Source organism: Thermus sp. KWY1 (genome assembly GCF_057547025.1).
In genome coordinates, this window is sequence record NZ_BAAJPG010000018.1 from 73,274 (window position 1) to 86,246 (window position 12,973).

The following is a 12,973-nucleotide window of genomic DNA, read 5'->3' on the forward strand; positions in this document are numbered from 1 at the left end:
TAAATACCCCACCCCAGCACGCACCGAAGCCCAGGCGGTTCTCAGGGCCAAGGCCGGAGAAGAAGATTAGGGAAGTCCCTCCAGCAAGGCCTTTACCTCCGGGTCGGGGTTCCGCTTCAACTCCTCCGCAAGAAGCGCTTTGGCCTCCTCCACCTTCCCCTGCTCCAACAGGGCCTTGGCCAGGGTAAACCGGGCCAGGGGGTAAGAGGGCGCCACCGCCAGGACCTGCCGGGCAAGGAGCTCCGCCTCCTTGGCCCGCCCCAGGGCCAGGACCACCTCAGCAAGCCCCCAGCGGGCATCCAGGTTCCCCGGGTCCCCGGCCAGAACCAGGCGGTAGCTGGCCTCCGCCTCCCCGTAGCGTTTCATGTGGTAAAGAAGCCTGGCGTAGCGGACCCGGATGTCGGGGCTGTCCAGGAGGGCCAGAGCCTTCTCGTAAAGGGGCTTGGCCTCGCCGTGGCGCCCCTGCAGGTAAAGGGCGAAGGCCAGCTCGCCCAAGGCCTCCGCATCATCCGGGAAAGCGGACACCGCCCGGCGCAAGAAGGTTTCCGCTCCGGCTGGGTCCTGGGGAAGCCGCTTCCTGCCCTCGTAGAAGCTTTTCCGCTCCCGGAAGGGCACCGGGTCCGAGGGGTAGCCCTCGAGGCCCACTTCATCCAAGGCCATGGCCCGCACCTGGCTCAGGCGGTCCGCCTGGGGCAGGTAGCGGAACAGGTTGCCCTCCACCTTGGCGGAAAGGACCACCTTTTCCCCGCTCCGCACCTCCACCCGGAAAGCCCGGGTCCCCTCAGGGCCCAGGAGGCGGAAGACCACCTCCCCCTCAGGACCCGGCACCGGGCGCACCAAGGGGGCAGCAAGAAGCTTCCGCCTCACCCCCTTGCCCAAGACCGCCCCTTCCCCAGCAGGAAGGGTCTCCTGCCCCAAGGCCACCTTCCCCCGGTACAGGGAAAGCCGGGCCCCGCCTTCCCGGGAAAGACGGAGGTGGGTCCCGGTGGGCCGCACCTGGCCCTCCGGGGTGGAAAGGGTCAGGGGCAGGGGTTTTTCCCGCACGGCCTCCACCCCTCCTCCTTCCAGGCTCACCTGCACCCTATTCCCCCCACCCCAAAGGCTCCGCCAGCGCCGGGCTTCCCCTTTAGCCTCGGGGCTAAAGGCCAGCTCCAGCCCGGGAAGCCGCACCACCTCCCCCGCCGGCACCTCCCCGAAGGCCTTGGAACCCAAGGGAGCAGGGAAGATGGGCAGCCGGGCCAAGGCGATCAGGGCCACCATGAGGAGAAGAAGCCTTCCCACCGGGGCCCTCTGGCCCGGGCGGGGCCTGGGCAAGAGGAGAAGGAAGGTGCTTCCCTGGCCGAGACGGCTTCTCAGGCGCACCTCGCCCCCGTGGGCCTCGAGGACCCGCTTCACCAGGGCAAGCCCAAGCCCCGTCCCCTCCACCTCCCCCCGGGTGGAGGCCCGGTAGAAGGGTTCAAAGACCCTTTCCTGCTCCTCCTTGGGGATGCCGGGGCCCGTGTCGGAAACCGCAATGCCGTACTGCTCCGGGCCCACCAGAAGGCGCACCGCCACCCGCCCCCCTTCCGGGGTGTACTTGACGGCGTTGTTGACCACGTTGAGCACCGCCTGGTACAGCCACTCCCGGTCCCCGTAGACCCAGGCCTCCCGCTTGGGCAGGATCAGGCGCAGGGCGATGCCCTTCCTTCGGGCCAGGGGACGCATCTCCTCCGCCACCTGGAGAAGGAGGGCCTTCAGGTCCACCCGCTCGCTTTTCAGCCGAACCCCCTGGCCCAGGCGCAGGTACTCCCGGGCCTTGTTGAGGAGATCCTGGATGCGCCGGGCACTCTTCTCGGCGATGGAAAGAAGCTCCTTGGCCTCCTCCGGCAGGCCCTCCACCTCCAGGGTGAGCTCGAGGGCCCCGAGAACGCTCATGAGGGGGTTTTTGATCTCGTGGAGGAGAAGGCCGAGGAGCCTCGAGGTTTCCTCCTGGCTTTTCAGGAGGGCCAGTTCCCTCTCCCTAAGCTCCAAAACCTCCCGGAAGACCTTAAGGAGAAGCCGAAGCGCCTCCCTGACCTCTTGCGAGGGGGGTGGCCCCTCCCAGTAGAGGGCGATCTCGCCCTCCTCCCAAAGCTTCTCCCCCCTCAAGGGGCCTTCGGGAAGGATCTCCCCCCGGAATAGGACCCGCACCGGGTAGCGGCGGAGGACCTCCGCCAAAAACCCCAGGTCCGCGGGCAGGGCTTTGAGCATCTGGATAAGCCTACTCCAGGGCCTTGAAAACCCTGTGAAAGGTTAGGGCCTTGGGGCCATCACCACCAGGAGAAGGGCGGGGTTCGCCGACTCGTTCCGCACCCCGTGGGCCTCCCCCGAACGGGCCAAAGCCGCCATCCCCGGGACCAAAAGGGCCTCCTCATCCCCGATGCGCACCACCACCTCGCCCTCCAGAACGTAGTACACCTTATCGGAGCCCTCGTGGGCGTGCACCTTCTGGGCCTGGCCCGGAAGAAGGGCGTAGAGGTCAAAAAACATCTTGTCCGAGGAAAAGACGGGGATTTTCGCCATCTTTTCCGGGTTGTACTCAACCAGACTCTTCAGGTCCTTGATCTCCATGCCCTCAAGTCTACTTGACGGGAACGAGGCGGCGCACTAGACTAACCTTTGCGCGCCGGGGAGTAGCGCAGCCTGGTAGCGCACACGCTTGGGGTGCGTGTGGTCGTCGGTTCAAATCCGGCCTCCCCGACCAAAACCCCCGCCCACACGGGCGGGGTTTTGCCTTTGACGTCCCTGGCGGTCCGGGGTCCCCACCCTGGCACAGCCAGGGTGGGGTGGCTTAGGCCCGGCCCACGGTCCCCATCAGCTCAAACTTCTCCCGGATCACCTGCTTGAGGTAGTCCCGGCCCTTCCCGATGATCTTGCGGGGGTCGAACTCCTTGGGGTTCCCCACCACCACCTCGCGGATCCCCAGGGTCATGGCCAGGCGCAGGTCGGTGTCGATGTTGATCTTGGCGATGCCGTTGGGAATGGCCTTTTTGATGTCCTCGTCGTGGATGCCCGTGGCCTCCTTGAGCTCGGCCCCCGTGGCCAAGAGCTTCTCCTTAAGCCAGGTGGGAACCCCGCTCGCCCCGTGGAGCACCAGGGGGATGGAAACCCGTTTGCTGATCTCCTCGAGGCGCTTGTGGTCGATGTAGGGCCGGCCCTTCCCCTTGTAGGCCCCGTGGCTGGTGCCGATGGCGATGGCCAGGTAGTCGATCCCCGTTTCCGCCACGAAGCGCTCCGCCTCCTCGGGGTCGGTGAGGAAGGCCTCCGCCTCCGACACCTGGATGTTGTCCTCTATGCCCTGAAGCCGGCCTAGCTCCGCCTCCACGCTCACCCCCACCGCATGGGCCGCCTCCACCACCTTCTTGGTCTCGGCCACGTTCTCCTCAAAGGGATGGTGGCTGGCATCGATCATCACGCTGGTAAAGCCCGCCCTCAGGGCCTGCATCACCATCTTGAAGTCGGCCCCGTGGTCCAGGTGGAGGACCACGGGCACCTTGGTGCGGCTGGCCATGTCCTTCACCAGGTTGGCCAGGTTCTCCATCCCAGCGTACTTCCTGGCCCCGTCGGAAACCTGGATGAAGACCGGGGCCCTTAGCTCGTCGGCCACCTCGAGGATGGCCTGGGTGATCTCCAGGTTGTTGGTGTTGAAGCTGGGAACCGCATAGCCTTCGCGCCGCGCCTTGTCCAAAACCTCCTTACCTATCGCCAAGGGCATAAAGCACCTCCTTTAGCTCCTTAAGGTTATCAGCCACAGGCCGCCCATTGAAAAGAGCGCTTCCCGCCACGGCCACGTCCGCACCCGCCCGGTACACCTCGGCCACGGTATCCCGGTTCACGCCCCCATCCACCTCAATGAGGCAGGAGGGGTTCAGCCTATCCCGCATCTCTTTAAGGCGGCGAAGCCTTCCCGTGGAGGTGGGAATGTATTTCTGCCCTCCAAACCCCGGGTTCACGCTCATGAGGAGGGCCAGGTCCAGCTCGGGCAACAGGGGCTCAAAGGCCTCGAGGGGCGTGGCGGGGTTGATGGCAAGCCCCGCCTTCTTCCCCAGCTCCTTCACCTTCTGCACCGCCCGGTGGGCGTGCGGGGTGGCCTCGAAGTGGACGGTGATCACATCAGCCCCGGCACGGGCGAAGTCCTCCAGGTACCTCTCCGGCTGCACGATCATCAGGTGCACGTCCAGGGGCAGGGAGGTCACCCGCCGCACCGCCTCCACCAAAAGGGGCCCGAAGGTAAGGTTGGGAACGAACACCCCATCCATCACGTCCAGGTGGATCCAGTCCACCCCTGCCGCCTCGGCTTCCTCGATCTGGTCCTTCAGCCTCGCCAGGTCCGCCGTGAGGATGGAGGGCGCAAACTTGAGCATCCTTTCCCCCTAGGCCACCCGCAGGTGCCCCCGCTCGATGGCCAGCTCCCGCATCTTAACCAGATAGTAGGCGATGATGAGCTGGGTCAGGGCCAGGGGATAGCTCTGCCCCGCCTTATCCCAGAAGGTACCCACCAGGCTGGGGTCGAAGTGCTGGGCGTGGTGGCCCAGATGGTCCCAGATGATGCGCTCAAAGGCCTGGGCCTGCTCGGGGGTCACGTTGCCCGTGATGTCCAGGATGTCCGCCTCCTTCCGGGTTTCCAGGCGGATCAGGGCCTCGTCCTCGTAGGCGGAGTGGAGCACCTCGGAAAGATCCAGGCGGGGCAGGGTGTGCTTGAGGGTGATCCTCACGTTCAGGGTGCTGGGGTTTTCCGGATCGTAGCCAGCGGGCCGGTAGAAGCGCACGATGATGTCCGCATGCTCCTTCTGCGGCCAGATAAAGGCCCGGGAGTCGGGCATGCGCCTTTCGATGTCGGCGATGACCTCCTCCGGGGTGTAGCCCCGCTTGGCCACATCCCGCTTCACCTTCCACTCCCGCCTGAGTTCCTCCTCGGGGTCCAGGTAAACGGTGAGGTGGTAGCGGCTCCTCAAGGCCGGGGAAAAAAGGGTAAGGAGCCCTTCCAGGACCACCACCCGGGGGATGAGCCGGCCCTCCTCCTCCACCGCCCGGGGGGCAGGGATGTATACCGGCGGGTCAAAGGTACCCGTGGAGTGGTTGTACACCGGCTTCAGGATGGGTTCCCCCTCGGCAAGAAGCCTCACGTGCTGCTCCATGATGTCCATGTAGTTGCACTCCGGGTTCAAGGGGGTGATGCCCAGCTCCTTGCGCTGCTTGCGGTCGTACTTGTGGTAGTCGTCCACGCAGATGTTCGTGGTGCGCTCCACCCCCAAGAGCCGGGCGATCCCCGCAGAGATGGTGGTCTTCCCCGCCCCGGAGTCTCCGGCAATCCCTAACATGAAAGGCCTATGGGGCATCTTCCTCCTCCTTTTCCTCCTCCCTAAAAACCGAGCTGGCGTAGATGTCGTCGGCGGTGATGGTCATGAGTTCCTCTGGGGTCACCGGCCCCGCCTTCTGGTAAAGCCGGTAAGCCTGCCTGAGCTTGAAGCGGTCCAGGGCGTTGCGCACGCTCCGGGCGTAGGCGAAGTTGGGAAGGCGCATGCGGCGTTCCAGATACTCCAAAAAGGCCTTTTCCGCCTCCTCGGTGAAGCGGTAACCCTGCTTTTCCAGCATGAGCTTGCCGATCTGGAAGAGCTCCTCGGCGCTATAGGGGGGAAACTCAATGTGGTGGGCGATGCGGGAGCGCATCCCCGGGTTCAAGGCGAAGAACTCCTCCATGCGGTCCTTGTAGCCCGCCAGGATCACCACCAGGTCTTCCCGCTGGTTCTCCATGACCTGGAGGAGGATCTCAATGGTTTCCTGGCCGTAGTCCCGCTCGTTTTCCGCCCGGTAGAGGCTGTAGGCCTCGTCGATGAAGAGAACGCCCCCCATGGCCCGCTTCAGGACCTCCTTGGTCTTGGGGGCGGTGTGGCCGATGTACTGGCCCACTAGGTCATCACGGCTCGCCACCACCAGGTGGTCGCGGCGGATGTAGCCCAGCTTGTGCAGGATGGTGGCCATCCTCAAGGCCACCGTGGTCTTGCCCGTGCCCGGGGGGCCCACAAAGGCCATGTGCAGGGTGGGGCGATCGGCGGTAAGCCCCAGCTCCCGGCGGAGCTTGTCCACGGAGAGGTAAGCGGCGATCTCCCGGATCCTCTGCTTAACCGGCCTAAGACCCACCAGCTCCCGCTCCAGGGTTTCCAGCACCGCCTCGATCTCGGGATTCTTGACCACCGCCAGGTTTTGGCCTTGGGTTTCCTGCATAACCCTCCTTGATTTAGCTAAGGGGCCCCGGGCACGGCCGGGACCCCCAGACCCTTGGGACTACTCCTGGTAACGCTCGCCTTCCGGCCTCATGGTGGCGTAGGCCTCGAGGGTGTACTTGAGCCTGCGCCCATCGCTCCAAAGCTGCCGGTGCAGGCGGAAGCCAGGCTCCTTCTTGGGCCGGTGGGCGATGAAGGAGACCCTTTGCGCCTGCCACATGGGGGAGGGGTCGTAGCCGTTGATCTTGATGTAGTGGTTGGGGAAGGCCTCGCGGCACTTCTGGAACTCGTACATGGCCGCCGCCGCATCCTCCAGGTCAAACATGGGGAGGCCCCACATGTTCCAGTACACGTTGTAGGGGCTGGGGTCGTCGGTGTACTCGATGGAAACCGCCCAACCGTTTCGGATGATGTACTCGATCTGGGCCCGGATCTCCTCGTCCGTCAGGTCCGGCAGATAGGAGAAGGTACCTTGGGTAATCCGCATCCTCACACGCTCCTTTCCTCGTTAGTTGCTGGGGGTGGGCAGGACATCCGGGGTGTCGGTGGAGGCGAAGTCAAAGGTCACGCTGCCCCAGGTGTCCAGGGCCGCCGCCAAGGCCGGGGAGTGCTGGGCCGCCTTCTTGAGGATCTCGGGGCCTTCCGCCAGGATGTCCCGGCCCTCGTTGCGAGCCTTCACCATGGCCTCGAGGGCCACACGGTTGGCGGTGGCACCCGCCTGGATGCCCATGGGGTGGCCGATGGTGCCCCCGCCGAACTGAAGCACCACATCGTCCCCGAAGAGGGAGAGGAGGAGGTGCATCTGGCCGGCGTGGATCCCCCCGGAGGCCACGGGCATCACCGCGGGCAGGTAAGCCCAGTCCTGGTCAAAGTAGATGCCCTTCACGGGATCCGCCTTCACGTACTGCTCCCGGAGGATGTCGTAGTAGCCCCGCACCAGGTTGGGGTCGCCTTCCAGCTTGCCCACGGCGGTGCCGGCATGGATGTGGTCCACCCCCAGCATCCGCATCCACTTGGCCAGGACCCGGAAGTTGATGCCGTGGTTCTTCTGGCGGGTGAAGGTGGCGTGGCTGGCCCGGTGGAGGTGGAGGATCATGCCGTTTCTGTGGCACCAGTTGGAAACGGACTGCAAGGCGGTGTAGCCCATGGTGAGGTCCACCATGACGATGATGGAGCCGATTTCCTTGGCGAACTCCAGGCGCTCGTAGACATCCTCCATGGTGGCGGCGGTCACGTTCATGTAGTGGCCCTTGCGCTCCCCCGTGACCTGCTCCGCCTTCATCACCGCCTCCTGGGCGTAGAGGAAGCGGTCCCGCCAGCGCATGAAGGGCTGGGAGTTGATGTTCTCGTCGTCCTTGGTGAAGTCAAGGCCTCCCGCCAACGCCTCGTAGACCACCCGGCCGTAGTTCTTCCCGGAAAGCCCCAGCTTGGGCTTCACTGTGGCCCCGAGGAGCGGGCGGCCGTACTTGTTCAGCATGTCCCGCTCCACGGGAATCCCATGGGGGGCACCCTTGAAGGTCTTGAGGTAGGCCACGGGGATGCGGAGGTCCTCGAGGCGGAGGGCCCTCAATGCCTTGAAGCCGAACACGTTCCCGATGATGGAGGAGGTCATGTTGGCGATGGATCCCTCCTCAAAAAGCGCCAGGTCGTAAGCAATCCAAGCAAAGTACTGCTCGGGGTTCCCCGGCACCGGCTCCACCCGAAAGGCCTTGGCCCGGTAGCGGTCCAGGTAGGTGAGACGGTCCGTCCAGACCACCGTCCAGGTGGCGGTGGAGGACTCCCCGGCCACCGCCGCCGCCGCCTCCTCGGGCTCCACCCCGGGCTGCGGCGTCACCCGAAAAAGGGCGATGGTATCCGTATCCTTGGGCTCGTAGTCAGGGTCCCAGTAACCCATCTGCTTGTACTCCAGGACCCCGGCTTTGCTGTACTTGCCTTTTCCCGCGTATCCCTGTGCCATCGTCGTACCTCCCTAATAGGCCACGGGGCTGATGCCCCGAAGCTTTTCAAGCTGGTGCCAGGCTTCCACCTTCCTCAGGGTGCGGGTGGCCCCGCGGATCACCAGGCTTTCCGTCCAGGCCCGGCTTTCCCCGTAGCGCACGCCCCTCAGGAAGGGGCCGTCAGTGATGCCGGTGGCGGCGAAGTGGGTGTCCTCGGCCGAGCAAAGTTCGTCCAAGGTGTACACCCGGTCCAGGTCATACCCGGCATGCACCACGTTCCAGCGCTCCTCCTCGCTTTGCGGGTCCAGGCGCATCTGCATCCCACCCCCCAAAGCCCGCACCGCCACCGCGGCGATCACCCCTTCCGGGGTGCCCCCGGTGCCCATGAGGACATCAATGCCCGTGTCGGGCAAAACGGCGGCCAAGGCCCCGCCCACATCCCCATCCGTCTGCAGGCTGATGCGAGCCCCCGCCAGGCGGATCTCCTCAATCAGGCGCTGGTGCCGGGGTTTGTCCAGGACGAACACCGTGAGCTCCCGCACCTCCTTCTTCAGGGCGCGGGCGATCTCCTTCAGGTTGTCGGCCACAGAGGCCTTTAGATCTATGGCCTCCTTGGCCTCGGGTCCCACCACCAGCTTGGCGGCATAGAAGGCTGGACCCGGGTTGAAGAGGGTGCCTTCCGGGGCAGCGGCGATCACGCTGATGGCCCCAGGGCGGCCTAGGGCGAGAAGCCTCGTGCCCTCCACTGGGTCCACGGCTAAGTCCCAGAGGGGACCTTCCCCCTGGCCCAGAACCTCCCCGTTATAGAGCATGGGGGCTTTGTCCTTCTCCCCTTCCCCGATCACCACCCGGCCGCGGAAGTCCAGGCTGTTGAGGAGAAGGCGCATGGCCTCCACCGCCGCCCGGTCGCCCCCTTCCTTATCCCCCCGGCCCACATAGCGGGCGGAGGCCAAAGCAGCCGCCTCCGTGGCCCGCATCAGGTCCAGGCCCAGGTTGCGCGTGGGCATAGCCATGCGCTTACCTTAGAGGGGGGGTTTTATTATTGCAATCATATGTTTTCGGGCATACCATAAGCCCATGCTCATATCTAGAAACGCTAAACTGCCCAACCCCGCCGCATTACGGGTCTTCGTCACGGTGGTAGAGGAAGGAGGAGTGGGCCGGGCAGCCCTGGCCCTGGGCATTACCCAGCCGGCGGTGAGCCAGTACCTGAGGGCTTTGGAGGAGCAGGTGGGACATCCCCTCTTTGAACGCCAGGGGCGGCACCTGGTGCTTTCCCGGGTAGGGCAGGCCCTTCTGCCCGAGGCAAGGCGGGTGGTGCAGGCCCTGGAGGAGTTCCAGCGGGTTTCCCAGGCCATGGGCCGGCTGGAACTGGGGGAGGTTACCCTGGGAGCCGCCACCACCATGGCCACCTACGTGCTTCCCCTTTTCCTGAAGAACTTCCACGACGCCCATCCCGGGGTAAGGGTGCACGTGGAAAGCGGCTCTTCCGAGCGCCTGGCGGAGCGCCTGCTCATAGGGGAAGTGGAGTTCGCTGTGCTGGAGGGTGTGGAGCACTGGGAAGGCTACGAGCGCCACCTCTTTTACGAGGACGAGCTGGTCCTCATCGTGCCCCCCGACCACCCCTGGGCCGGGCGGGAAACCATCCCCCCCGAGTGGTTAAAGGAGGAAACCCTCATCGTGCGCAAGCCCGGCTCCATGACCTGGCGGGCCCTGGAAAGGGCTTTTGAGCAGGCGGGCTTGGAGCTTAACCCCATCTTCTACACCGACAACAACGAGGTCACCAAGCGCCTGGTGCTGGCGGGAGCTGGGGTCGGGATCGTAAGCCGGGTGGTGGTCCAGCCCAACCTGAAGGTGGGGAACCTCCGGGCCTTAAGGCTGGCTGCGCCCGTGGGGGAGATCCGCCGCTACTTCTGGCTGGTGCACCCCAAGAACGTGGCCAATCCGGCAGCCCGGACGCTCATCTCCCTGCTTCGCTCCTAGTGAGGCGCATGGCTAGGGCCAGGGCCACCACCATGAGGGAAAGGAGCCCAAGCTCCGCCAGAACCGCCATGAAGGCGGGGTCTGCCAGGTCAAACTTCTCCACCGCCTCTGCGGTCAGGACCAGGATACGGCGGATGGCGGCGATGAGCCCGATGACCAGAAAGGGAGTGGCCTCGAGGGTCCCTTCCTTGGCGAAGCGCAGCAGGGTGTAGAGGATTTCCGCCAACATCAAGGCGAGAAGCACGCGGTCCAAAAGGCCCAGGGCCACCTCCCCGTAATCCCCCCTCATCAAGTGGTGCATCCCCTCCACCAGGGTGGAAAGAAGCAACACCGCCGCCCCGCCGGCGATGAGAAAGCCAGCGAAGAGGTAGATTACCGTTTCCGTTACCTGGAGAATCCGGTAAGCGTCCCGCTTCACCGCTTTAGTCTACATCGTTGAGGTAGGTGAAATCCCCCTGCTCCTCCAAAAACTTCTGCATCTCGTAGGGGGAGCGGATCCCCTCCTCCCCTGGGAAAGGACCTTCCATCCAGTGAGGCGGGGCCTCCGGCGGTGGAACCTGGAAGCCGTAGAGGTAGTAAAGGGCCCAGTACCCATGGGCATCCTTCAGGATCACCGCATCCCCATACCCGTCCTCCAGCACCTTCACCGCCTGCTTCCTGGCCTCCTGGTAGGGCATTTCTGAGTAGTCCATGCGCACCTCCTACTTGGACTCGTTGATGAAGAGGGTATAACCATTGTCCTCCAGCCAACGGGCCTGGTCGTAAGGATCCAGGAACTCCTCAGGGGAAGCCTTGGGTCCTTCCACCCAGTCCGGGGTTTCGTCCGGGTCTGGGGCCTTGCGCCCGTACCAGCTGTAGAAGTAGTAGAGGGCGTAGTATCCTCCCTCCCCCTCGAGGACCAAACCCTCCCCCAGCCCATCCACCAGAATCTTCAGCGCCTTGGCCTCCGCCTCCCGGTGGGTCAGCTGCCGCATAACACCTCCGTCATCACCAGGTAGTCGGTGGTGATCCGGTCCTTGGCCATGGGGCGGAACACCCGGTTGGCGAACTCCACGTGCAGGGGATGGTCCCGGTAGAAGGAAACCACCTCCGGCCCCTCAAAGAGGACGGAAAGCCAGTAGCGGTAGCGGGCCTCTTCGGAAAGGGCCTCCCCGTATCGGAGACCACAGACCCCGGGAATCTGTAGCAGAACCTCCTCGGCCTTCCTGACCATCTCCCGCACCTCCTCGGGGCTTACCTCGGCGTTGAACACGATCAGGTGCTCCACCATCCTCTCACCTCCTCCAGGTAGGAAAGGTCCACCACCACCCTCTCCCCGGCCCTTGGCCCCTGGAGCACAGGGGCAGGGTTCCCGGGCTCCCCCAGGTGGGGAAGAAGGGCGCGGGCTTCTTGGTAGTCCTGGTCCAGGGTGTAAAGGCTTGGGGTGATGAGCACGGGGAAACCCGCCCCCAGGGCGCTCAGGAGGCCATTGCGGGAATCCTCCACCACCACCCCCTCCTCCGGGGCCAGGCCCAGGCGCTCCTGGGCCAGGAGGTAGATGCCGGGATCCGGCTTCTTCCTGGCCACCACATCCCCGGCCAAAACCAGGGAAAACCAGCCCAATAGACCCGTGCCTTCCAGAAAGGCCTCGGCGTTTTCCGGGCTGGTGGTGGTGCAAAGGGCGAGGGCCACCCCCGCCTCCCGGGCTTCCGCAAGAACCCGGCGAACCCCTGGCCGCAAGGCAACCCCTTCCTCCCGCAGAAGCCTCAGGTAAAGGTCCGTCTTGTACCGGTGGACCTCGGCGATCTCCTCCCAGGAAAGCCCGGGCGCCCCGGGGGTTTCCTCCAGGGCCCGCTTCAGGCGCTCCTTCCCCCCGGTGGTCCAAAGCAGGCGGGCGTAGGTTTCCTGGTCCCAGTAAAGGGGAAGGCCAAAGTGGGCGAAGGCCCGGTTGAAGGCCTCCCGGTGGAGTTCCTCGGTTTCCGCCAGGGTGCCGTCCAAATCCCAAAGAAGGGCCTTCAGCTTCCCCACCATAGGCGCATCCGGGCCATGGCCAAGTCCTTGAGGCCTTCCGTCATGGCCGCCATCAAGCTGAGGTAGTCTTCCGCCTCCACCTTCTTCAGAACCGAGGCCGCCTCGAGGGCCAGATCCGCATACAGGTTGATCTTGCGAATCCCCCTCGCCACCAAGGCCCGGTACTCCTCCGGGCTCAACCCCGAGGCCCCGTGGAGGACCAGGGGCACGGGAAGCTGGCCCAGCTCCTCCAAAAGGGGCAGGTTCAAGCGCACCGGCCCCTTGTGCAGGCCGTGGCGGGTGCCGATGCTTACCGCCAAAGCATCCACCCCGGTTTCCTCCAGGTAGCGCCTGGCCTCCACGGGATCCGTGTAGGCCACCGGTTCCTGGGAAACCTCCCCCCCGTAGCCTCCCGGCACCGCCCCCACCTCCCCTTCCACCGTGGCCCCGTAGGCCCGGGCCACCTCCACCGCCAGGCGGGTCAGGTGGATGTTCTCCTCGAGGGGCAGGTGGCTTCCATCCAGCATCACGCTGGTAAACCCGAACCTTAAGGCTTCCACCACCTCCCTCAGGTTTTCCCCGTGGTCCAGGTGCAGGGCCACGGGGACCCTGGCCTCTTCCGCCAAAACCCTAAGCCCAGGTGCCAGGGCCCTTAAAGGCGGCCCCCCCAAATGGGGAGCCACACTGAGGATGACGGGAAGGCCCAGGGTTTCCGCTCCCTCCAGGATGGCCTCCGCCCACTCCAGGCCCACCACGTCAAAGGCCCCCACCGCCCGGCCCTTCTCCGGCAGAACCTCCCGCAAGGTGGCCAGCATCCCTCCC

Annotated in this window: 16 protein-coding genes and 1 tRNA gene; 2 read left to right on the plus strand and 15 right to left on the minus strand. The window is 65.1% G+C overall.

Annotation, left to right across the window (positions count from 1 at the left end):
- Positions 1-66 precede the first annotated feature (66 nt).
- Positions 67-2,229, minus strand: coding sequence for an ATP-binding protein (locus tag AC27GT_RS05995; protein ID WP_487223706.1), 2,163 nt, complete (start codon positions 2,227-2,229; stop codon positions 67-69).
- A gap of 42 nt (positions 2,230-2,271) precedes the next feature.
- A complete protein-coding gene (locus AC27GT_RS06000; protein ID WP_487223707.1) occupies positions 2,272-2,589 on the minus strand; it encodes a cupin domain-containing protein in 318 nt (105 codons plus the stop codon).
- A 56-nt stretch (positions 2,590-2,645) separates the two neighbouring features.
- Here AC27GT_RS06000 and AC27GT_RS06005 point away from each other — a divergent pair.
- Positions 2,646-2,722: transfer RNA gene (locus AC27GT_RS06005), tRNA-Pro, on the plus strand.
- Between the two features lie 87 nt (positions 2,723-2,809).
- Here AC27GT_RS06005 and fba read toward each other — a convergent pair.
- From fba to glpX, 7 genes are read right to left on the minus strand one after another with little or no spacing between them, the layout of a single operon-like run.
- Complete coding sequence (gene fba, locus AC27GT_RS06010) at positions 2,810-3,733, minus strand: class II fructose-1,6-bisphosphate aldolase (RefSeq protein ID WP_243029894.1); 924 nt, start codon at positions 3,731-3,733, stop codon at positions 2,810-2,812.
- A complete protein-coding gene (gene rpe, locus AC27GT_RS06015) occupies positions 3,714-4,382 on the minus strand; it encodes a ribulose-phosphate 3-epimerase (RefSeq protein ID WP_460361872.1) in 669 nt (222 codons plus the stop codon). The genes fba and rpe overlap by 20 nt, the downstream gene beginning before the upstream one ends.
- A 9-nt stretch (positions 4,383-4,391) precedes the next feature.
- Positions 4,392-5,339: a phosphoribulokinase gene (locus AC27GT_RS06020; protein WP_487223708.1), complete on the minus strand. Its 948-nt coding sequence runs from the start codon at positions 5,337-5,339 to the stop codon at positions 4,392-4,394.
- A gap of 7 nt (positions 5,340-5,346) precedes the next feature.
- Positions 5,347-6,243 carry a CbbX protein gene (cbbX, locus tag AC27GT_RS06025; RefSeq protein WP_219759062.1) on the minus strand — a complete coding sequence of 299 codons (897 nt, stop codon included), beginning with the start codon at positions 6,241-6,243 and terminating at the stop codon, positions 5,347-5,349.
- A gap of 60 nt (positions 6,244-6,303) precedes the next feature.
- The gene (locus tag AC27GT_RS06030) at positions 6,304-6,729 is read right to left on the minus strand and encodes a ribulose bisphosphate carboxylase small subunit (RefSeq protein WP_038032481.1); all 426 of its coding nucleotides are present in this window, start codon (positions 6,727-6,729) and stop codon (positions 6,304-6,306) included.
- Between the two features lie 21 nt (positions 6,730-6,750).
- Complete coding sequence (locus AC27GT_RS06035) at positions 6,751-8,199, minus strand: form I ribulose bisphosphate carboxylase large subunit (RefSeq protein ID WP_487223709.1); 1,449 nt, start codon at positions 8,197-8,199, stop codon at positions 6,751-6,753.
- A 12-nt stretch (positions 8,200-8,211) separates the two neighbouring features.
- Positions 8,212-9,186, minus strand: a complete 975-nt coding sequence (gene glpX, locus AC27GT_RS06040; RefSeq protein WP_038032483.1) for a class II fructose-bisphosphatase — start codon at positions 9,184-9,186, stop codon at positions 8,212-8,214.
- 70 nt (positions 9,187-9,256) lie between these two features.
- Here glpX and AC27GT_RS06045 point away from each other — a divergent pair, with 70 nt between their 5' ends.
- Positions 9,257-10,162: a LysR family transcriptional regulator gene (locus AC27GT_RS06045; RefSeq protein ID WP_487223710.1), complete on the plus strand. Its 906-nt coding sequence runs from the start codon at positions 9,257-9,259 to the stop codon at positions 10,160-10,162.
- Here the strand turns inward: AC27GT_RS06045 and AC27GT_RS06050 are convergent.
- Genes AC27GT_RS06050 through AC27GT_RS06075 form a run of 6 tightly spaced genes read right to left on the minus strand, consistent with a single transcriptional unit; the run spans position 10,140 to position 12,966 of the window.
- Positions 10,140-10,580 carry a phosphate-starvation-inducible PsiE family protein gene (locus AC27GT_RS06050; protein ID WP_487223711.1) on the minus strand — a complete coding sequence of 147 codons (441 nt, stop codon included), beginning with the start codon at positions 10,578-10,580 and terminating at the stop codon, positions 10,140-10,142. The two genes, AC27GT_RS06045 and AC27GT_RS06050, sit on opposite strands and share 23 nt — an antisense overlap.
- Before the next feature lie 4 nt (positions 10,581-10,584).
- On the minus strand, positions 10,585-10,854 hold the full coding sequence (locus AC27GT_RS06055; protein WP_054391935.1) for a hypothetical protein: 270 nt from the start codon (positions 10,852-10,854) through the stop codon (positions 10,585-10,587).
- 9 nt (positions 10,855-10,863) lie between these two features.
- Positions 10,864-11,136, minus strand: a complete 273-nt coding sequence (locus tag AC27GT_RS06060; protein ID WP_054391934.1) for a hypothetical protein — start codon at positions 11,134-11,136, stop codon at positions 10,864-10,866.
- On the minus strand, positions 11,124-11,432 hold the full coding sequence (locus tag AC27GT_RS06065) for a Dabb family protein (RefSeq protein WP_038032493.1): 309 nt from the start codon (positions 11,430-11,432) through the stop codon (positions 11,124-11,126). Before AC27GT_RS06065 ends, AC27GT_RS06060 begins: the two co-directional genes overlap by 13 nt.
- Positions 11,417-12,172: an HAD-IA family hydrolase gene (locus AC27GT_RS06070; RefSeq protein ID WP_038032495.1), complete on the minus strand. Its 756-nt coding sequence runs from the start codon at positions 12,170-12,172 to the stop codon at positions 11,417-11,419. Before AC27GT_RS06070 ends, AC27GT_RS06065 begins: the two co-directional genes overlap by 16 nt.
- A complete protein-coding gene (locus tag AC27GT_RS06075) occupies positions 12,157-12,966 on the minus strand; it encodes a class II fructose-bisphosphate aldolase (RefSeq protein WP_038032497.1) in 810 nt (269 codons plus the stop codon). Before AC27GT_RS06075 ends, AC27GT_RS06070 begins: the two co-directional genes overlap by 16 nt.
- Positions 12,967-12,973: the final 7 nt, after the last annotated feature.

Coding starts and splice junctions, on each gene's coding strand:
- AC27GT_RS05995 (WP_487223706.1), bottom strand. CDS start 2,229: ATGCTCAAAGCCCTGCCCGCGGACCTGGGGTTTTTGGCGGAGGTCCTC.
- AC27GT_RS06000 (WP_487223707.1), bottom strand. CDS start 2,589: ATGGAGATCAAGGACCTGAAGAGTCTGGTTGAGTACAACCCGGAAAAG.
- fba (WP_243029894.1), bottom strand. CDS start 3,733: ATGCCCTTGGCGATAGGTAAGGAGGTTTTGGACAAGGCGCGGCGCGAA.
- rpe (WP_460361872.1), bottom strand. CDS start 4,382: ATGCTCAAGTTTGCGCCCTCCATCCTCACGGCGGACCTGGCGAGGCTG.
- AC27GT_RS06020 (WP_487223708.1), bottom strand. CDS start 5,339: ATGTTAGGGATTGCCGGAGACTCCGGGGCGGGGAAGACCACCATCTCT.
- cbbX (WP_219759062.1), bottom strand. CDS start 6,243: ATGCAGGAAACCCAAGGCCAAAACCTGGCGGTGGTCAAGAATCCCGAG.
- AC27GT_RS06030 (WP_038032481.1), bottom strand. CDS start 6,729: ATGCGGATTACCCAAGGTACCTTCTCCTATCTGCCGGACCTGACGGAC.
- AC27GT_RS06035 (WP_487223709.1), bottom strand. CDS start 8,199: ATGGCACAGGGATACGCGGGAAAAGGCAAGTACAGCAAAGCCGGGGTC.
- glpX (WP_038032483.1), bottom strand. CDS start 9,186: ATGCCCACGCGCAACCTGGGCCTGGACCTGATGCGGGCCACGGAGGCG.
- AC27GT_RS06045 (WP_487223710.1), top strand. CDS start 9,257: ATGCTCATATCTAGAAACGCTAAACTGCCCAACCCCGCCGCATTACGG.
- AC27GT_RS06055 (WP_054391935.1), bottom strand. CDS start 10,854: ATGGACTACTCAGAAATGCCCTACCAGGAGGCCAGGAAGCAGGCGGTG.
- AC27GT_RS06060 (WP_054391934.1), bottom strand. CDS start 11,136: ATGCGGCAGCTGACCCACCGGGAGGCGGAGGCCAAGGCGCTGAAGATT.
- AC27GT_RS06065 (WP_038032493.1), bottom strand. CDS start 11,432: ATGGTGGAGCACCTGATCGTGTTCAACGCCGAGGTAAGCCCCGAGGAG.
- AC27GT_RS06070 (WP_038032495.1), bottom strand. CDS start 12,172: ATGGTGGGGAAGCTGAAGGCCCTTCTTTGGGATTTGGACGGCACCCTG.
- AC27GT_RS06075 (WP_038032497.1), bottom strand. CDS start 12,966: ATGCTGGCCACCTTGCGGGAGGTTCTGCCGGAGAAGGGCCGGGCGGTG.